The sequence below is a fragment of the Azospirillum sp. UENF 312511 genome (assembly GCF_058780635.1).
In genome coordinates, this window is sequence record NZ_JBSNCG010000002.1 from 567,842 (window position 1) to 586,538 (window position 18,697).

An 18,697-nucleotide genomic window follows, 5' to 3' on the forward strand; every position below is an offset into this window, starting at 1 on the left:
GGACCATGCGCATACTCGTCGTCGAGGACACCGAGGATCTGGCCGACGCCATCGTCCACCGGCTGCGCAAGCTGGGCTACGCCGTCGACTGGGCGCCGACCGGCGACGAGGCGGAGGAGCTGCTGCGCCAGGAGGCGTACCAGCTCGTCCTGCTCGACATCATGCTGCCGGGGGTGGACGGGCAGACGCTGCTGAACCGCCTGCGCCAGCGCCGCGACGCCACGCCGGTCCTGGTGATGACCGCCCGCTCTCAGGTCAATGTCCGGGTCGACCTGCTCGACCTCGGCGCCGACGACTTCATCGTGAAGCCCTTCGACCTGCGGGAGTTGGAGGCCCGCTGCCGCGCCCTGCTGCGCCGCTCGCACGGGCTCGCCTCCTCGCGCACGCAGTTCGGCAATCTGGTGTTCGACGCCGCGGCCAAGAAGGTGCTGGTCGACGGCCGGACCGTCGATCTCGGCGGCCGCGAGTTCCGCCTTCTGGAGCTGTTCCTCAGCAACCTGAACACCGTCCTGTCCAAGGAGGACCTGATGGACCGGCTGTTCAGCCTCGACCAGCCCACCGCGCTGAACGCCATCGAGTTGTATGTCTCCCGCCTCCGGCGCAAGCTGGAGGGCGCGTCGGTGGAGATCCGGACGGTTCGGGGGCTGGGGTATGTGGCGGAAGTGTGTGCCGAAGGCTGAGGGATTCTCGCTGCGGCGGCGGCTGTTCATCCGCCTGCTCGGCGTGTTGGCCGTTCTGACCGCCGGACTGTTCCTGTTCGTCAGCGCCTATGCCCAGCGCGCCGCCGACGCCGCCTTCGACCGGCTGCTGATGGCGTCGGCGCTGTCGATCTCCGACACGGTGCGGGTGGAGGACGGGCGCTTCTCCGTCGACCTGCCCTACTCCTCGCTGGGCATCCTGGCCCAGGCGCGGCGCGACCGCGTGTTCTACCGGATCACCGCGCCGGACGGCGAGCTGGTCACCGGCTACCACGATCTGCCGGTGGCGCCTGCCAAGGCCGGGGTCGCCGGCGCGGCCGGCGGAGACCCCGCCACCCGGTTCGAGAATGCCAGCTTCCGCGGCATGCCTGTGCGGATCGCCGTCCTGAAGCGCTTCGCGGCGCAGCCGGAGCTTGGCGGCTGGATCACCATCGCCGTCGCCCAGACGCGGGAGGAGCGCGGGGCGCTGGCCCGCGACATCCTGGCGAACGCCTTTCTGCCCATCGCCTTCACCGTGGTCGCGGCGGGCGGGCTGATCTGGTTCGGGGTGCGGCAGGCGCTGGCCCCGCTGGGCTCGCTGGAGCGGATGATCCGCGAGCGGCAGCCCCACGACTTCTCCCCCATCGCCATGCCGCCGCCGCAGGAGGTCTCCCAGCTCGTCCAGGCGATCAACCAGCTCATGGCGCGGCTCAAATCCAACCTCGACACCATGCAGACCTTCCTGGCCGACGCCGCCCACCAGATCCGCACGCCGCTGGCCAGCCTGCGCCTGCAGGCGGAACTCGCCATCGACGAGGACGACCCCGACGCCCTGCACCGCATCGCCCAGCGCGTGCACCGCAACGCGGTGGAGGCCAGCCAGCTGACCAGCCAGCTCCTCAACCACGCCATGGTGATCCACCGCAGCGAAGCCTTGAAGCCGGAGGACGTCGATCTCGGCGCCCTGCTGGAGCAGGTGTTCCAGCGCGCCCGCGCGGTGGCCGGCGACACGGCGATCCGCCTGGACATCGACCGCGCGGCGGAGCCGGCCACCGTCCCCGGCGACGCCATCAGCCTGCGCGAAGCGCTGACCAACCTGCTCGACAACGCGGTGAAGTACGCCGGCCCGGCCGGCCCCATCGACCTGACGCTGACCCCCCGGCCAAACGGGCGGGGCCTGCGCGTGGAGATCGCCGACCGCGGCCCCGGCGTGCCGGACGCCGAGAAGCGCCGCGTGCTGGAGCGGTTCGGGCGCGGCAGCTCCGCCGCCGGGGTGGCGGGCAGCGGCCTGGGCCTCGCCATCGTCACCTCGGTGGTGGAGGCGCATGGAGCGGATTTGTCCCTGCTCGACCGCCCCGGCGGCGGGCTGATCGCGCGCATCGACTTCCCGGAGGCGGGTGGCGGCACCACCACGGCGGGGGGAGGGGCCGCGCGGGCCCTGCTGCCCCTTCTGGTCCTCGTCGCCCTGCTCGGGGCGCCTTGGATGCAGGCCGTGCAGGCGGCGCAGCTTATCACCTACCCCGCCCCCGACGGCGAGCGGGAGCGGCTGCGCATTCATTCCGCCACCGACCGGCAAGCCATCGAGCCGCTGGTGCTCGACTTCCAGCAACTCCACCCCGACGTCACTGTCGAATACAAGGACATGGACACCGCCGACCTCTACGCCGAGGCGGTGGCCGTGCCGGCGAAGGGAGCCGCAACGGAAACTCCCGACCTGCTCATCAGCTCCGCCTCCGACCTGCAGGTGAAGCTGGTCAACGACGGTTACACCCAGCCCCACCGCTCCGCTTTGACCGACGCGCTGCCGGACTGGGCGAACTGGCGGGACGAGGCGTTCGGCTTCACCTTCGAGCCGGCGGTGATCGCCTACAACCGCGACCTGCTGCCGGACGCCCAGGTGCCGCGCACGCGCCCGGCGCTGATCCGGCTGCTGCGCGACGACCCGGCCCGCTTCAGCCGGCGCGTCGCCACCTACGACACGGCCACCAGCGGCATCGGCTATCTTCTGGCCTCCCACGACGCCCTGCTGTTCGGCCAGTATTGGCAGCTCGTCGCGATGATGGGCAACGCCCAGGCGCGTCTGGCCTGCTGCTCCGGCGACATCCTGGAGATGGTGGAGCGGGGGGAAGTGCTGATCGCCTACAACGTCCTCGGCTCCTACGCGCGGGCGCGGGCGGCGGCGGGGGCACCCATCGGCATCGTGGTGCCGGAGGACTACACGTTGGTCATCTCCCGCGTCGCGGTGATCCCCCGGACGGCAGCCCGGCCGCAACTCGCCGGGGCGTTCATCGACTATCTGCTGTCGCCGCGCGGGCAGGAGGTGGTGGCCGACCGCTCCGCCCTCTATGCCATCTCCTCCGGCATCAAGCGGGAGGCGTCGGCGTCGGGCCTGCGCTCCAGCACGGCTGCGCCGCTGCATCCCATCGCCCTCAGCCCGGCGCTGCTGGTGTTCCTCGACCGGCTGAAGCGGGAACGGTTCCTGCAACAATGGCAATCGGCGATCCTGCTGCCCTGAGCCGGAGAGCGCCCTTACCCATTCCAGCCCCCTGGCGCCGACGACGCCCGCAGCGCCAAGCCCATGCCGTGCAGCCGCGCCCGGCGCTTATCCACCGGTAAGGACGCCAGCCCGAGCAGCACCGTCGTTGCGGCGTCCAGTCCGTCCGGCGGGGCCAGCGCACCGGCGCCAAGCGCACTGGGGCCAAGCGCGCCGGTACCAATCGCTTCGGCAATGACATCCGACCGTCCCGCGTCCGGGCTTTCGGCGGCGGACAGCAGCCGCTCCGCGGCGGCGGCGCGGTCCGGCATCGTCCCTCGCCCACCCGCCCTCTTCAAAAGTGCCTTCACCCGCTGCCGCTCGGCGCGATCCTGGAAATGGCCGTGCCGCTGCATCAGCCGCACCGCCTCCACCATGTATTCGGCGAAGCTCCGCACGTCCCGCGCCACCCGATGAGCGGGCTGATCGTGCGCCGCCGCCGCCGCCTTGCGCAGCCAGCCGCTGGCCCGCGCGGCGGGGACGATCGCATCGACGCGGGGCGGTGCCGCGGCAGCGAAAAGGTCAGCGAGGATCAGCGCGTCCTCGGCGCCATCGAGAACCGGACGCTGCAAAGCCTCTGCGAGCAGTCCATTGAGCCATGGCGAAGAAAAAGGACGTGCCCGCCGGTCCTGCATCCGAACCCCCGTGACGCCAAGATGAATTGCAACCTCCCGCAGAAGATACCAACTCTTCCGCGGATATCAATGCAAACGATTCAATCAAGTGAGATATCTCATACGATCAGACCATGACTTTCTCGAATTGGACTGCATACGTATGCGATCCCAAGGACGCTATGGTTCAGATTCAATACAAATTTACGATATGCACTTGAGCACTTGCACAACCGACACTATGATGCACTCGGGTATGCAGGAGGGGCGCATGACGGGCCTGTTGCGGGAGCTAACGGGGCGTGTTGCGCGCACGAACGCAGCCTTGGCGGTTTACCTCCGGCGGCAGCCGGACCATGCCGACCGGTGCCATGCACAGGCGCCGGACGGTTGGGCACGACCGGCCGGGACCCCTCTTCCTTGAACCGGCCCACACATGCCGGCGGTCGTTGCTCCGCCGCCGCGCACGGGCCGGCGTCATCGGGCGGAGGTCCTTGAGGACCGAAGTGAACCTCATCCCTTTTTGAAAGGATCATCGAGAATGAACGACAACAGCGAACGCGTCCTGTCCGTGCAGCCGGCGAACCTCGACCTCTCCTTCATCAACAAGCGGCTCGAAATGGCCGGCTACACGCCGGAGCAGGCCACGGAATCGGTCGAGGCCTACCGCCAGTTCCTCGTCGTGGTCGCGGCGAAGCCGAACCTGATCCTGGTGCCGACGAAGGCGGCGGACGCGGCATGGCACGAACACATCCTGTTCATGGACCGCTACGAGGCGGACATGAAGCGGCTGGTCGGCGCCCGGGTCCATCACCACCCGGACGCTCCCGATGCCGCCAGCTGGCAGAAGGCTGTCGCCAACACCCAGGACGCTTTCCGGGCGACACTCGGCGTGGAACTGCCGACGGAGGAACTCGCCGGCTGCTACCTCACGGTCGAGGCGGCCTAAGCGTCATACCATCGTATTGACCGTTGCATGGCGCGGTCGGTTTTCTGCTAAGTTCATTCGAACGACAGCGCGTTCCGCGACGCCCCCCTGACCGGCCGATCAGGCCAAGCCAGGGGGGCGGCCCGCCAACCCCCGGCAGCGAAAGGGAGGAAGGATTGATGTCCGATCTGGTCCACGACCTTTCCAGCCGCGCCAGGGAGATGAACGCCGCGCTCACGGTCTACGACAAGAGCGACACGCTGCTGGTGACCAACGACAGGCAGAAGACGATCTATCCCTTCATCGACTTCTCGCGCGGGGTCACCTTCCGCGACATCGTGTGGGAATGCGTGAGGCATAAGAAATTCGGGTCGGACACCATTTATTCCGACCCGGACCGGTGGATCGGCTACGCCGAAGACCTCCGCCGCTTCAACCGGTTCTGGCAGTCCTTCACACTCCACTCCGACGGGCGGGTCATCCAGATCACCTACGAGCGGTTGGACGACACGGACGGCTGGTGGTACCAGATCCGGCGCGACGTCACCAGCAACGTCCTGGAGAATTTCCGGAGCGGCTTCGACAGCCTGATTTCCCTCAACGGCGGCGGGGTCCTGCCGCAGGCGGCCCAGCCCTCCTTCGTCGTCCGGCTTCTCGACGCCCTGCCCTACCCGGCGGCACTGCTGACGCCGCGCTGTCAGGTCATCGACGGCAACCAGTCCTTCGCGTCCATCCTGTCGCGCGGGGACGGGCTGTCCATGGTCGGTGGACGGCTGTGCATTCCCGGCGCCCCGAACGAGCAGATGGAACTGGCCAAGCGGGCCGCCGGTTTCTTCCGCCGCCGCACCCGCACGTCGATCACCCTGCGCGTGTCGCGCCAGGACCAGCCGTCACCCTATTTCGCCACCTTGTCGGAACCGCCGGCCCAGAGCGTCGGAAACGGCACACCGATGACCGGCATCCTCCTGCTGACCCTCGTCGATCCGGACGTGCTGCCCAACGTGTCGGTGCGCGCCGTCGCCGAGCTTCTCCAGATCACCGGTTCGGAGGCCGAGATCGCGCTGGCCCTGTGCTCCGGGCGGAGCGTCGACGAGATCGCCGAGGACCGCGGGGTGGAGCGGCGGACCGTCTACAATCAGGTCTCGTCCATCCTGGGCAAGACGGGTCTTCGCAACCAAGCGGGCATCGTGCGGCAGGTGACGACGATCTGCTGGCATTTCGGGTCGCGCGTCTGATCGAATCCGGGTATGGTGCCTGACGCATCGCCGGCGGCGCGAATACCTGGATATGAACGCACTCTTGTGCATACATATGGCGGACGTCCGGCGCGGTTCCGGCTCCGCTCTGGCCGGAGGCTGTGAAGGAGGCAGGGGCGTCTGGTTTTCCACCCCCCGGCCACCGCTCTGCAGCGTCCCTCATCATGCCTTTGCTTGCCGCCCTCCGTCTTCTTCTGACCGTTCTGGCCATCGCGGCCGGCGGCGCCTTGCCGGCAACGGCAGGAACCTTGCGGGCCAGCCTGTCCGACGATCTGACGACGATCGATCCGTTCGTCTTTCCCGGACTGGTCTCCTCCGGCGTCCTGCGGCAGGTGTATGAGGGCTTCACCGCGATCGACGCCGCCGGCAACGCCGTTCCGGCGCTGGCCACCCGCTGGGAAACTCCGGACGGCGGGCGGACGTGGCGCTTCGCCCTGCGCCCGGACGTGCGGTTCCATTCGGGACGCCCGTTCACCGCCGCCGACATCCTGTGGACCTGGGAACACCATCTGACGCGCAAGCCCCAGCCCGGCTACAGCGCCTTCTACCTGCGCGACATCGAGGGGGCCGCGGCGCTGCAGCAGGGGACCGCAACCGCGCTGTCCGGCGTCGCCATCCCCGACCCCCACACCCTCGTCGTGCGGTTGACCGAACCCGACGCGCTGTTCCCGCTCTACCCGTTCCTGTTCGTCGACCGCGGGATGGAGGCCGAGTTCGGACCGGCGTGGCCCGAGCGGGCGTCCGGCGGCACCGGGCCGTTCCGCCTCGCATCCTGGCGGCACGGCGAGTCCGTGCGTCTGGAAGCCCATGCCGGTTACTGGAATGGCGCCCCTGCCGTGGACGCGGTGTCGCTGGCGGTCCTGCCCGACACCAACACGCTTCTGGCGCGCTACGACGCCGGACAGCTCGACGTGGCCATGCTTCCTGAAAACGCCGTGCGCACCGTGGTCCGCCAGCCGCGCTACGACGGGCAGATCGCCGCCTTCGCCCGCGCCCAGGTGCGCTATCTCGCCCTGAACCAGGATCAGTACCCGCCCTTCCGCGACCGGCGCGTGCGCGAGGCGGTCGGCCTCGCGCTGGACCGGGCCGCCACGGTCAACGGCCTGCACGCCGGGCGGGCGGTGCTGACGAACGGCTTCGTCACGCCCGGTCTGGGTGGCTACCGGCCCGACGCGCCGCCGCCGCCCCCATTTGATGCGGGCCGGGCCAAGGCGCTGCTGGCCGAGGCCGGCCACGCCGGCGGAGGCGGCCTGCCGCCGCTCCAGATCGCCGGCGGACCCAACGTGCGCGAGGAGGCGACCTATTTCGCCGCCCAGCTCACCGCGGTTTTGGGTATTCCGGTCGGCGTGCGCATCCAGGAGCGGGCGGCCTTCGTGACCGCGATCAACGAAGGGCACGAGGCGCTGTTCGTCAACGGCTGGACGGCGGATTTCCCTGATCCCATGGACCAGCTCGCCACCCAATGGCACAGCGCCAGCCCGACCAACCGCAGCCGCTGGCACGACCGGGATTTCGACCGGCTGATGGAGCGGGCGCGCGGCCTCGCCGACCCTGACGCCCGCGACGCGCTTTACCGGGAGGCCGAAGCCCTGCTCCGGGAACAGGCCGTGGCGATACCGCTTGCGGTGCCGCAGTTCGTGGCCCTGGTGCGGCCGGGTGTGACCGGGGTGGTCATCCGGCCCGACGGCACGACGGACTTCCACGCCGCCCGGTTGCCATGACGGAACGCCGGCCCGGCCCCCGCGGCCCGCTCTGGCGATTGGCTTGGCGATTGGTCTGGCGCCTGCCGGGACTGCTGATTCTGGCCGGAGCCGCCGTGCTGGCGAGCTTTCTCGCCTCCCACGCGCTTCCCGGCGATCCGGTCATGCTCATGGTAGAGGGGCGGGCCGCGGACCCGGACATGATCCGCCGCATGCGGGAAGACGCCGGGCTGGACCAGCCGCTGGCCGTTCAATTCCTGTCCTACACGCTGGACCTGCTGCGGGGCGATCTCGGCCAATCGCTGCGCTACGGTGGCGTGCCGGTGACGACGCTGCTGGGCAACGCCCTGCCGGTGACCCTGGGGCTGATGGCCGGCGCGGCGGCGCTCGCCCTGCCCCTCGGCCTCGCGTTGGGACTCGCCGCGGCCGATCTCCGGCGGGCATGGCCGGGCACCGCCCTCACCATCGGGTCGGTGCTGGCCCTGTCGGTGCCGCCGCTGGCGCTGGCGACATGGCTGATGCTGGCGGGGGCCGGCACCGCGTTCTGGGCCGTGGTGGCGCTGGCCCTGCCGGCGGCGGCGATGATCGCCCGCCTGACGCGCACCCAGATGATGGAGGTGCTGGGACGCGACTTCATCCGCACCGCGCACGCCAAGGGGCTGGGCCGGGTCGCCGTTCTGCTGCGCCACGCCCTGCCGAACGCCCTGGTGCCGCTGGCGGCGGCGGCCGGATCGGTGGCCGGGACGGTCCTCACCACCACGGCAGCGGTGGAGACCGTCTTTGCCCTGCCGGGGATCGGGCGGCTGACCGTCCAGGCGGTGCTGGCCCGCGACCACACGGTGGCCGGGGCCGCCGTTCTGGTCTTCGTCCTGCTGCAGGTGGCCATCAGCCTGACCGCCGAGTTGCTGATCGGACTCGCCGACCCGCGGCTGCGCGCCGATGGGGTGCATGGGGCTGGGGCGCATGGGGATGGGGAGCCGCCATGACCGTCACACGCTCGCTCGCCGGACGCGCCGGCCTGCTGCTCGCTGCGGCGCTGGCCGTGCCGCTGGCCCTGGCCGTTCTTCTTCTGCCCCTGGACCCGTCCGCCATGGATCTCGGACAGGCCTGGGCCGGACCGTCCGCCGCCCACCCGCTGGGCTGCGACGGGCTGGGCCGCGACGTCGCCGCCCGGTTGATCGCCGGGACGGGAACCTCCTTCGCCATCGCCGGTTTGGCGCTCGCCCTGGCGGTGGGGCTGGGCGTCGCGTCGGGTGGGGTGGCGGGCTGGATCGGCGGGCGCACGGACGCCGTGGTCCTGCGGTTGGCCGACCTGCTGCACGGCTTTCCCGAGCTGTCGCTCGCCATCGTCGCCGCCGCGCTGCTGGGTCCGGGGACGGAGGCCATGGTTCTGACGCTCGCCCTGGCGGCGTGGCCCTCGCAGGTCCGCTGGTGCCGGGCACTGGCCCTGTCGAACCGGACCGCCGAGCATGTACGCGCCTCCGCCGCCCTGGGCGCGGGACCGCTGCACACGGTCCGCCGCCATCTCCTGCCGACGGTCGCCGGGCCGGTCGCCATCCGCGCCGCCCTTTCCATCGGTCCCGTCATGGTGGCGGAGGCGACGCTGAGCGGTCTCGGCCTGGGCATCCAGGAGCCGTCGGTGTCGCTGGGCACCCTGATCCGCGACGGGCTGGCCGACCTGCGCGACGCCCCCCACCTGATCGCCGCGACGACGGTCACCGTCGCCGCCATCGCGCTGGCCGTCAACCTGCTGGCCGAAGGCCTGCGCGAGGGCCTCGACCCGCGGTGGGCACCGTTCCGCCGGTCGTGAAGCCGTGTCTGTCAGCGCCGCTGCAGGGCCATGGTGTAGCGGAAACCGGCGCCCGGATGGGTGTTGACCGCGATCTCCACCAGACGCCCGTCCTCGGTGAAATAGCGCCGGGTGATGACGAGGATCGGCGACTGCGGCGGGACATGCAGGCGCGAAGCGACGTTCAGGCTGGCGGGGGCGGCCTCGATGTCCTGCATCACCTCGGCGATGCGGACGCCGTAGCGCTGCTCCAGAACCGTGTAGATGGCGTACTGCACCACCTCCAGGTTGCGCACCACGTCGGAGAAGGCGGCGTCGATGTAGACCTCGACGTAGGAGAAGGGCTCCGACGTCTCGCGGGTGCGGCGCAGCGCGCTGACGCGGAACCACTGCGTCTCGGGGCGGCAACCCAGCCGGCCCGCCAGTTCCTCCTCCACGATGATGCGGTCCACCGAGAGGATTTCCAGCCGGGTCGAGGTGGCGTACTGCACCAGCTCGTCCAGGGAACTGATGGAGTTGACGAAGCGCCCGTCGGCGCGACGCGCCGCCAGGACCGAACCCGATCCCTGGCGGCGCAGGATGTAGCCCATCTCCTGAAGCCGGCGCAGCGCCTCGCGCACCGTGTGGCGGCTGACGGCGAAGCGGCTGCACAGCTCCTGCTCGGTCGGCAGGCGGTCGCCGACGGCGTAGGCGCCGGCGTCGATCTCCTCCAGCAGCGTGCGGACGATCTCCTGGTAGAGCGGGGTCTCCCCCCGCTCCGCCGCGCCGTCCGTGCCGCTGGTTTCCTTCAGGCTATCCGCTTCGTCCGACATCGCATCCCTCATGATGCCGGAAGATGGACGAGCCGGGGCGCCGATGCAACCGGCGTACGAGGGTGATCCGCGCGGGGCGGCTTACTTCAACAGGACCAGCGACAGGGCCGGGAAGGCGTTGATGACGAGCAGGGCCACCACCCGCATCCCGTAGAAGGGCAGCACCCCCTTCACGATGGCATGGAGCGGCATCTTGGTGATGCGGCTCATCACGAACAGGTTCAGCCCGACCGGCGGCGTCAGGGTCGCCACCTCGACCAGCGCGGTCATGATGACGGCGAAATGGATCAGGTCCACCCCCACGGCGTGCGCCATCGGGAACAGGATCGGCGCCAGCAGCACGATCATCGACACGCCGTCGAGGAACATGCCGACGACGAGCAGCAGCAGATTGACCGCCAGCAGGAACTCGAAGGGCGAGACCTGCGCCTCCTTGAGCATCGCGGTCAGTTCGGCGGACAGGCCGAGACGGGTCAGCACCGCGGTCAGCAGGCCGGAGCCAAGCAGCACACCGTAGATCATCACGGTCTGGAGGACCGACTCCCGCGCCGTCTCCCACACCGCGGCGAGGTTGGCGGTGCGGTAGACCATCGTCACCAGGACCACCGCGTAGACCGCGGCCAGCGCCGACACCTCGGTCGGGGTGAACCAGCCCATGTAGATCGTGCCGATGATGATCACCGGCATCATCAGCGCCCCGGCGGCACCCGGCAGGCGCTGGCCGAAGCCCTTCCAGTCCGGACGCTCGCCGACATGGCCGTAGCCTTTGAGCCGGCTGACGATCAGCGTGGTAAGACCGAGCAGGAACGCCTCGAACAGGCCGGGCACGATGCCGGCGATGAACAGGTTGGTGATCGGCAGGCCGACGATGGAGCCGATCAGGATGAAGGTCAGCGACGGCGGGATCATCAGCCCCAGCGTGCCGCAGACCGCGACCAGCGAGGCGGCGAAGCGGGGCGGATAGCCCTCCGCCGGCAGCAGCTTCACCGCCGCCGGGCCGAGCGCCACGGCGCAGGCCACCGACGAGCCGTTGACCGCCGCGAAGAACACGCTGGACATGGCCAGCGCCAGGGCGACGCCGCCGCGGAACCAGCGGATCACCGTGCCGACCAGATCGAGGATGACCAGCGCAAGGTTGCCGCGCGACATCAAGTTGCCGGCGAAGATGAAGAAGGGAATGCAGACCAGCGCGTATTTGTCGACGGAGTCCCAGGCCATCTGCGCGACCAGGACGACCGGGATGTTGAAGTTGAAGGTCAGCAGACCGACCGCGATGACGCCCAGGGCCAGCGCGATGTGCACGCCTCCCGCCACGAGAAGCAGCAGGCTGACGACGGCGATGATGGATGTCATGGTGTTTCCTTCCCCCTTGCTGGGTTGCCCTTTTCTTATCGCCGCCTAGAGATTCTCGCCCTCGGTGGGCGGATCGGGGTCCTGGCCACGCAGCAGCAGGATGATGTTGCCGATGAAGGCGAAACCGTAGAGCACCCCGCCCAGCGGCAGCACCAGCCGGACCATCCACAGCGGCAGGTCGAGGTTGGATTCGGTGAACATGCCGATGGCCTGGAGGTGGGCGACCTCCTGAATCCCGGCGACCACCAGAAGCACGCTGAAGCCCAGCCCGATCAGGCTGTTCAGCCAGGAGAAGGCCAGCCGCAGCCACTGCGGCATCATGTTGAGCAGCAGGTCCATGCGGATGTAGTGGCCGTGCCGCGTGCCGACGCCCAGCGACAGGAGCACGCTCCACACCACCAGGAAGCGGACCAGCTCCTCCGCCCACCAGTGGCTTTCCGACAGGAGGGAGCGGCTGGACGCCTCGTAGAACATGATGCCGATGGCCGCCATCATCAGGATCGTGGCGACGTTCAGGAGGAGGCGGTCCTCGATGAAGCTCCACCAGCCCGGCAGGCCGCGGCCCGGCTGCGGAGCGGCGTCCACCGCAGGCGACGTCGCCTGGGTGTGCGGGGCCGCGGACGTCAATGTATCGGTTCCCGGCATGGGTGTAACTCCCTTCACGAGAAGACCTGTGTCTGGGGGACGCGGCTCAGCCAGCCGGTGGCGCGCTCGTAGGCGTCGGCGATGCGCAGCAGCGTGGCTTCCGCCTGCCGGCGGCCGATGAGCTGCATGGCGATCGGCATCCCGTCCGGATCGAAGCCGGCGGGCGTGACGAGTGCCGGCAGGCCGAGGTAGGAGACCGGACGGGTCAGCGCCGCCACCCCGGCGACCACCGCGGCCATCGCCGGCCCGGCCCCCACGTCGGTCTGCGCGGCGGTCGGCACGCGGCTGCGCAGCGCGGGAACGAACAGCGCGTCGCACCGGGCGAAGGGACCCTCGATCATTGCCCGGAGATGAAGCGCGCGGAGCTGCTTCGCCTGGAGGTAGGAGGCCGCCGGCACCATCAGCCCCTGCAGAAGCCGCGCGCGGACCTGCGGGCCGTAGTCCTGCGGACGCTCGCGCAGCCAGGGCGCATGGACGGCCGCCGCCTCCGGCGTGAAGACGAGGTTGGCGAGGTCGCCGTAGGGCTCGTGGTCGGGGATGTCCACCTCCACGACGCGGGCGCCGGCGCGCTCCAGCACCGCACGCGCCCGCTCCAGCGCGGCGGCGACGGCGGGGTCGAGCCCGTCGTAGTAGAATTGGCGCGGGATGCCCAGCCGCAGCCCCTCGACCCCCTGGCCGATGCCGTCCGCGACGTCCGTTCGCCCGGTGATGACCGAGAACAGCGTCGCCGCGTCCTCGGCGCTGCGGGCCAGCGGACCGACGCAGTCCAGGCTTTCCGACAGCGGCATCACGCCGTCCATCGGCGTCGCCCCCTGCGTCGGCTTCAGCCCGACCACGCCGCACAGCGCCGCCGGAAGCCGCACCGACCCGCCGGTGTCCGACCCCAGCGAGCCGAAGGCCAGCCGCCCCGCCACCGCCGCCCCGGAGCCGGAGGAGGAGCCGCCGGTGATGCGCTCCGGCTCCCAGGGGTTGCGGCAACGCCCGAGATGGGCGTTGTGCCCGGTCGGTCCCATGGCGAATTCCGCCATATGCAGCGTGCCGAGCGTCACCGCCCCGGCCGCATCCAGCCGCTCCAGCACCGTGGCCGTCCGTTCCGGGCGGAAGTCGCCGCGGATCGTCGGAGAGCCGCAGGTGCAGCGCTTGCCGGCGCGGTGGAACATGTCCTTGTGGGCCAGGGGCACGCCGTGCAGCGGCCCGCGCAGCCGCCCAGCCCGAACCTCCGCGTCGGCGGCGCGGGCGGCGGCCAGCGCCTCCTCCGGCTCGACCGACAGGAAGGCGTTGAGCGTCGGATTCAGCCGGGCGATGCGGTCCAGGGAGGCGTCGGCCAAGGCTTCCGCCCGCAGCGTGCCGTCGCGGACCGCCCTTGCGGCCTCCGTCAGGGTCAGTGATGTGGGATCGGTCATGCCCGCTCCCCGGCAATCACCGCAGCATGGGCGCCCAGCGGCACGTCGAACAGCGAGCCGCCGGGATGCGCCGCCGCCAGCGCACCCGGCACGGCGGCCAGCAGGCGCCCGCACAGGGCGGCGTCGGCATCGTCCAGGGTCACGCCCTGGATCCTGGCCAGGGTCCGCGCGCAAGCCGCGGCGTCCCCGATGAGGTTTTCCGTCATTCCTTCCCTCCCTTCCGGTGCTGTCCCCGCGCGGCTCTTCCGGCCGTTCGCCGCGGGCAGGGCCTTGATGGCCCCTTACCCGGATCGTTGCAGCGTCATTTCATAGCGGTATCGTCCGGCCGCGTGGCTGCTGACCGCCACCTCCAGCGCGTTTCCTTCGGCGTCCAGATAATGGCGGATCACCACCAGGATCGGGGTGCCGACCTCCACCGACAGGCGGGACGCGAGATTGGCGTCCGCCGAGGTGGCCTCGATGGACTGCACGACCTCCTCGATGCGCAGGCCGTAGCGGCTTTCCAGCACCGCGTAGACGGCGACCGGAAAGGTGCCGATGGCCTGGGCCACGTCGTCGAAGGCGGCGGGGAGGAACACCTCGGTGTAGCAGAGCGGCGTCCGCTCCCCCGGCTGGCGGCGCAGCGCCACCACCCGGACCCAGGGCGTGTCCGGCTGGGAGCGCAGAAGCTCCGCCGTCCGTCCCTCCACCAGGATCTTCTCCACCGCCAGCACCTCCAGCCGGGTGGAGGAGGCGTACTGCCCGATCTCCGCGAGGCTGGACAGCGTGTTGTGGAAGCGCCCGTCGGGGCGGGCGGCGGTCACCACCGAGCCCGAGCCCTGGCGGCGCGCGATCAGGCCGAGATCCTGGAGCCGGCGCAGCGCCTCCCGCACCGTGTAGCGGCTGGCGGAGAAGCGCAGGCACAGCTCCTGCTCGGTCGGCAGCCGTTCGCCGACCCCGACCCGCCCGTCCGAGATGTCGGCGCGCAGCGCGTCCAGGATCTCCTGGAAGCGCGGCCCCTCCGCGGCGGACGGGCGGACGGAGGTCGGGCGAACGGCGGCTTTCACAGCGCCCCCTGCTCGCGCAGGGCGGCGATGCGCTCCGGCCCGATGCCGATGCGGCCCAGCACGTCCTCGGTGTCGGCGCCCAGCGCCGGGGCGGGGCGGGTGGGAAGCGTCTCGCCGCCAATGCGCACCGGCCCGGTCAGCATCCGCACGCCGTGGGACCCGTCCGGATAGGAAAAGTCGGCGACCCGGTCGCTGTCGCGGACGAAAGGGTTCTCCAGCGATTGCGCGATGTCGAGGACCGGGGCGGCGGGAACCGCGCCGCCGAGGATCTCCACCCACTCCGCCGTGTCGCGCTGGCCGAGCACCTCGTCCAGCAGGACGGTGAGCTGCTCGCGGTTGGCGAGCCGGTCCTTGAAGCTGCGGAAGCGCGGGTCGTCCCCCCATTCCGGCTTGCCGATCTTGTCGCAGAAGACCGGCCAGAACTTCTCCTTGTTGCACATGACGAACAGCCAGCCGTCGCGCGTGCGGTAGAGCTGCGACGGGGTCAGCGAGGGATGCGCGGAACGCGGCTCCCGCCCCTGGTTGTGGCCGCCGTTGAGGTACCAGGTGGCGAGGTAGGTCATGTTGTGCAGCGCCGTGTCGAACAGGCTGACGTCCACGTCCGAGCCCTTGCCGCTGGCCCGCGCCCCGACCACGCCGGAGACGAGGCCGAAGGCGGTCATCAGGCCGGTCATCATGTCGACCACCGACATGCCGAAGCGGGCGGGCGGGCCGTCCGGCTCGCCGGTGACCGACAGATAGCCGGCCTCCGCCTGCATCAGATAGTCGTAACCCGGCCAGGCCCGCCGCGGCCCCGTGCGCCCGTAGGCGGACAGGTGGGCGCAGACGATCTTGGGGTTGACGGCCTTCAGATGCTCGTAGGTCAGGCCCAGCTTGTCCGGCAGGTCGCCGCGCAGGTTGTCCAGCACGGCGTCGGCGTGGCGCACCAGCTCGTGCAGCACCGCCATGCCCTCGGGGTGCTTCAGGTTGAGGGTGATGCTGCGCTTGTTGCGGTTGAAGGACTGGTAGAAGTGGCTGTTGCCGGGGCCGAAGAAATGGGGGCCGACATGCCGGCCGACCTCGCCGCCCTCGGCGGGATTCTCGACCTTGATGACTTCGGCCCCGAGGTCGGCCAGCAGCATGGTGCCGAACGGGCCGGCGCCGTATTGCTCCACGGCGATGACGGTGACGCCTTCGAGGGGTAGCACGCGGTGTCTCCCTGATGGGGTGTGCGGGGCGTGTGGGGAGTGGTTGCAGCGGGCCCCCACCCAACCCTCCCCCGCTTTCGCAGGGGAGGGCTTTTGTCCTCACACCGGATTCTGCTCGATCAGCCGCTTGGCGATGATGATGCGCTGGATCTCGTTGGTGCCCTCACCGATGCACAGCAGGGGGGCGTCGCGGTAGAGCCGCTCCACCACGAACTCCTTGGAATAGCCGTAGCCGCCATGGATGCGCATGGCGTCCAGGGAGTTCTCCACCGCCGCTTCGGAGGCGAAGAGCTTGGCCATGCCGGCCTCGTAGTCGCAGCGCTCGCCGCGGTCGAGTGCCTTGGCCGCCTGCTGCACCAGAAGCCGCGCCGCGGAGACGCGGGTCGCCATGTCGGCCAGCTTCATCGCCACGGCCTGATGCTCGTGGATCGGCTTGCCGAAGGTCTTGCGCTGCTGGCTGTACTTCACGGATTCGTCCAGCGCCGCCTGGGCGACGCCGACGCCGCGCGACGCCACGTTGACGCGGCCCAGCTCCAGGCCGGAGATGGCGCAGGCCATGCCGCGGCCCTCGACGCCGCCGATCAGCCGGTCGGCCGGGACGCGGTAGTCCTCGAAGACCAGCTCGGCGGAGTCGATGCCCTTGTAGCCCAGCTTCTCCAGCTTGCGGCTGACCTTGAAGCCCGGCCCCTTCTCGGCCAGGAACATCGTCATGCCCTTGTGGCGGGGCTGCGCCGTCGGGTCGGTCTTGACCAGCAGGGCGAAGCAGCTTCCCTGGATGCCGTTGGTGATCCAGGTCTTCGAGCCGTTGATGACGTAGTCGTCGCCGTCGCGCTTGGCCACCGTGCGGATGGCCTGAAGGTCGGTGCCGCAGTCCGGCTCGGTCAGGGCAAGGCCGCCGCGCAGCTCGCCGGTGGCGAAGCGCGGCAGGAAGGCGGCCTTCTGCTCCTCCGTCCCCGTCTTGGTGACGATGAAGGCCATGATGAGGTGGGAGTTGATGATGCCGGACAGCGACATCCACACCGACGAGATGCGCTCGATCATCTTGGCGTAGGTGGAGGGCCGCAGGCCGAGCCCGCCGTATTCCTCGGGGATCGTCGCCCCGAAGAGGCCCAGCTCCTTCATCCGCTCGACGATCTCGTCGGGGTAGGTGTCGTCATGCTCCAGCTTCAGGGCGACCGGCCGGACATGGCGGTCGAGGAAGCGGTCCACGCTGTCGAGGATCAGGCGGTCCTGCTCGTCGCGTTCCGCGTCGGTCATGCTGGTGTTGGTGTCGCTCATGGCGTGTTTCCCGGATTGGATGGTCAGCGGACGGACGGCGACAGCACGGACAGCGAGTCCGCCGCGCGCGGGCTGGCGTCGAGGCCGAGGACGGCGTCGGCGATGCGCGCCGCGGCGGTCTCGTTCACGGCCATGGCGGCGTTGCCGCGGTACTTGTCCACGATCTCGGCGTTGGAGAGCGGGCGGTCGGCGGCGCCGCGGTTGATGTGCTCGCGGTGGCGCAGCTCCCGCCCGTCGTCGAGCGTGATGACCAGCTCGCCCGAATAGGCCTTCGGGAAGGGCGAGTCGGGGTCGTGGCGGTAGGACACCTTCGACGCGATGTCGAGGATCGCCGCGTCGCCCAGCGCGTCGTTCTCCAGCTCCGCCAGGGTCAGGCGTCCGCGCACCAGGGCGGCGGCGACCAGGAAGGGCACGCTGAACTGCGCGTCGTAGGAGTTGGAGGGGCGCTTCTTGTTGGCCTCCGGCTCGCAGACGGTCTTGACCACCTGCTCTGGCACCAGCGCCTCGATGCGGCGGATGCGCGTGAGGTCGAGGCCGTCGCGGCGCAACTCGAGGGCGGCGTCGACGCAGGCGTGGGTGAAGTGGCAGGCCGGATAGGGCTTGATCGCCGTCGCCATCAGCTCCCACGTCTCGCCGAGGCCGGCGGTGGCGATGCCCAGCTCGGCGCGCCCGGCCTCCTTGCCGAGATAGGTGTTGAACAGGCCGAAGCGGCCCTCGTAGGGACGGGTGACGCCGGTGAAGCCCTCGCGGGCCAACGCCGCCGCGGTGATGCCCGCCGCCGCCGCCCAGCCGGGATGCAGGCGCTTGTTCCAGGCGCCGTCCTCCAGGAACTCCAGGCTGCCGCTCGCCATCGACAGGGCGATGCCCTGGGCGGCGGCCAGCTGCGCGCGGGTCAGGCCGAGCAGCCGGCCGGCGGCCAGCGCGCAGCCGAACACGCCGATCATGCCCGTCGGGTGGAAGCCCACCTGATGGAAGCCGCCCCGCGCCACCGCGCCGAGCCGGGCCGCCACCTCGACGCCCAGAACATAGGCGCTGACCACGGAACGGCCGTCCGCCCCGGTCATCGCCGCCGCCGACAAAACGGCGGGCATCACGCTGGCGGTCGGGTGGATGACGCCGCCGATGTGGGTGTCGTCGTAGTCGAGACCGTGGCAGAGCAGCCCGTTGACCGTCGCCGCGTCGCGGGCGGGCAGCGAGGCGGGCATGCCGATCACCGGCACCGACCCCTCCCCCGCCAGCCCGCGCAGGGCGGTCAGCGTCTTGTGGGCAAAGTCGTAGCGCGTCGAGGCGAGCGCGATGCCCACGGCGTCCAGCATGTGGTGCGGCGCGCGGGTGCGGACCTCCGCTGGAATGGCGTCGTCGGGGGTGTCGGCGACGAAAGCCGCCAGCGTGGCGGCGATGGAATTGGTGGTCGGATCGGTGGCGGGCATGGTTCCTCCCTCTTGTTCTTCTCGGGCCATCGGGTCTTTCCGGGTT

At 70.4% G+C, this 18,697-nt stretch carries 17 protein-coding genes; 7 read left to right on the plus strand and 10 right to left on the minus strand.

Annotation, left to right across the window (positions count from 1 at the left end):
* Nucleotides 1-5: 5 nt before the first annotated feature.
* Both ACWPN7_RS10960 and ACWPN7_RS10965 read left to right on the plus strand, forming a co-directional pair.
* Nucleotides 6-680 (plus strand): response regulator transcription factor, encoded by a 675-nt coding sequence (locus ACWPN7_RS10960; protein ID WP_040138212.1) that lies wholly within the window; start codon nucleotides 6-8, stop codon nucleotides 678-680.
* Complete coding sequence (locus ACWPN7_RS10965; protein WP_459197957.1) at nucleotides 667-3,192, plus strand: sensor histidine kinase; 2,526 nt, start codon at nucleotides 667-669, stop codon at nucleotides 3,190-3,192. Before ACWPN7_RS10960 ends, ACWPN7_RS10965 begins: the two co-directional genes overlap by 14 nt.
* Before the next feature lie 14 nt (nucleotides 3,193-3,206).
* Here ACWPN7_RS10965 and ACWPN7_RS10970 read toward each other — a convergent pair whose 3' ends face one another.
* The gene (locus ACWPN7_RS10970) at nucleotides 3,207-3,782 is read right to left on the minus strand and encodes a hypothetical protein (RefSeq protein ID WP_456523370.1); all 576 of its coding nucleotides are present in this window, start codon (nucleotides 3,780-3,782) and stop codon (nucleotides 3,207-3,209) included.
* A 583-nt stretch (nucleotides 3,783-4,365) separates the two neighbouring features.
* Between ACWPN7_RS10970 and ACWPN7_RS10975 the strand changes: the two genes are divergently transcribed.
* The 5 genes from ACWPN7_RS10975 (at nucleotide 4,366) to ACWPN7_RS10995 (ending at nucleotide 9,518) form a co-directional block, all read left to right on the plus strand.
* Nucleotides 4,366-4,773, plus strand: coding sequence for a glycine-rich domain-containing protein (locus ACWPN7_RS10975; protein WP_349621476.1), 408 nt, complete (start codon nucleotides 4,366-4,368; stop codon nucleotides 4,771-4,773).
* Between the two features lie 158 nt (nucleotides 4,774-4,931).
* Nucleotides 4,932-5,987 carry a helix-turn-helix transcriptional regulator gene (locus tag ACWPN7_RS10980; RefSeq protein ID WP_459197956.1) on the plus strand — a complete coding sequence of 352 codons (1,056 nt, stop codon included), beginning with the start codon at nucleotides 4,932-4,934 and terminating at the stop codon, nucleotides 5,985-5,987.
* A gap of 185 nt (nucleotides 5,988-6,172) precedes the next feature.
* Nucleotides 6,173-7,729 (plus strand): ABC transporter substrate-binding protein, encoded by a 1,557-nt coding sequence (locus ACWPN7_RS10985; protein WP_349621474.1) that lies wholly within the window; start codon nucleotides 6,173-6,175, stop codon nucleotides 7,727-7,729.
* Nucleotides 7,726-8,694, plus strand: a complete 969-nt coding sequence (locus ACWPN7_RS10990; protein WP_149651539.1) for an ABC transporter permease — start codon at nucleotides 7,726-7,728, stop codon at nucleotides 8,692-8,694. Before ACWPN7_RS10985 ends, ACWPN7_RS10990 begins: the two co-directional genes overlap by 4 nt.
* Nucleotides 8,691-9,518: an ABC transporter permease gene (locus ACWPN7_RS10995; protein ID WP_459197955.1), complete on the plus strand. Its 828-nt coding sequence runs from the start codon at nucleotides 8,691-8,693 to the stop codon at nucleotides 9,516-9,518. The genes ACWPN7_RS10990 and ACWPN7_RS10995 overlap by 4 nt, the downstream gene beginning before the upstream one ends.
* An 11-nt stretch (nucleotides 9,519-9,529) precedes the next feature.
* On the opposite strand, the gene ACWPN7_RS11000 is transcribed toward ACWPN7_RS10995, so the two are convergent.
* From ACWPN7_RS11000 to ACWPN7_RS11040, 9 genes are all read right to left on the minus strand, one after another.
* Nucleotides 9,530-10,309 (minus strand): GntR family transcriptional regulator, encoded by a 780-nt coding sequence (locus tag ACWPN7_RS11000; RefSeq protein ID WP_040138218.1) that lies wholly within the window; start codon nucleotides 10,307-10,309, stop codon nucleotides 9,530-9,532.
* 81 nt (nucleotides 10,310-10,390) lie between these two features.
* A complete protein-coding gene (locus tag ACWPN7_RS11005) occupies nucleotides 10,391-11,662 on the minus strand; it encodes a TRAP transporter large permease (protein ID WP_492273278.1) in 1,272 nt (423 codons plus the stop codon).
* A 45-nt stretch (nucleotides 11,663-11,707) separates the two neighbouring features.
* Nucleotides 11,708-12,307 carry a TRAP transporter small permease gene (locus ACWPN7_RS11010; RefSeq protein WP_081863472.1) on the minus strand — a complete coding sequence of 200 codons (600 nt, stop codon included), beginning with the start codon at nucleotides 12,305-12,307 and terminating at the stop codon, nucleotides 11,708-11,710.
* 14 nt (nucleotides 12,308-12,321) lie between these two features.
* Entirely contained in the window at nucleotides 12,322-13,710 is a 1,389-nt protein-coding gene (locus tag ACWPN7_RS11015) for an amidase (RefSeq protein WP_459197954.1), read from the minus strand.
* Nucleotides 13,707-13,916, minus strand: coding sequence for a hypothetical protein (locus ACWPN7_RS11020; protein WP_459197953.1), 210 nt, complete (start codon nucleotides 13,914-13,916; stop codon nucleotides 13,707-13,709). Before ACWPN7_RS11020 ends, ACWPN7_RS11015 begins: the two co-directional genes overlap by 4 nt.
* Nucleotides 13,917-13,991: 75 nt before the next feature.
* Nucleotides 13,992-14,756, minus strand: a complete 765-nt coding sequence (locus ACWPN7_RS11025; protein WP_103040824.1) for a GntR family transcriptional regulator — start codon at nucleotides 14,754-14,756, stop codon at nucleotides 13,992-13,994.
* Complete coding sequence (locus ACWPN7_RS11030) at nucleotides 14,753-15,943, minus strand: CaiB/BaiF CoA transferase family protein (RefSeq protein ID WP_103040825.1); 1,191 nt, start codon at nucleotides 15,941-15,943, stop codon at nucleotides 14,753-14,755. Before ACWPN7_RS11030 ends, ACWPN7_RS11025 begins: the two co-directional genes overlap by 4 nt.
* A 99-nt stretch (nucleotides 15,944-16,042) precedes the next feature.
* Entirely contained in the window at nucleotides 16,043-17,221 is a 1,179-nt protein-coding gene (locus ACWPN7_RS11035) for an acyl-CoA dehydrogenase family protein (protein ID WP_407824634.1), read from the minus strand.
* Nucleotides 17,222-17,244: 23 nt separating this feature from the next.
* A complete protein-coding gene (locus tag ACWPN7_RS11040) occupies nucleotides 17,245-18,651 on the minus strand; it encodes an MmgE/PrpD family protein (protein ID WP_407824635.1) in 1,407 nt (468 codons plus the stop codon).
* Nucleotides 18,652-18,697: the final 46 nt, after the last annotated feature.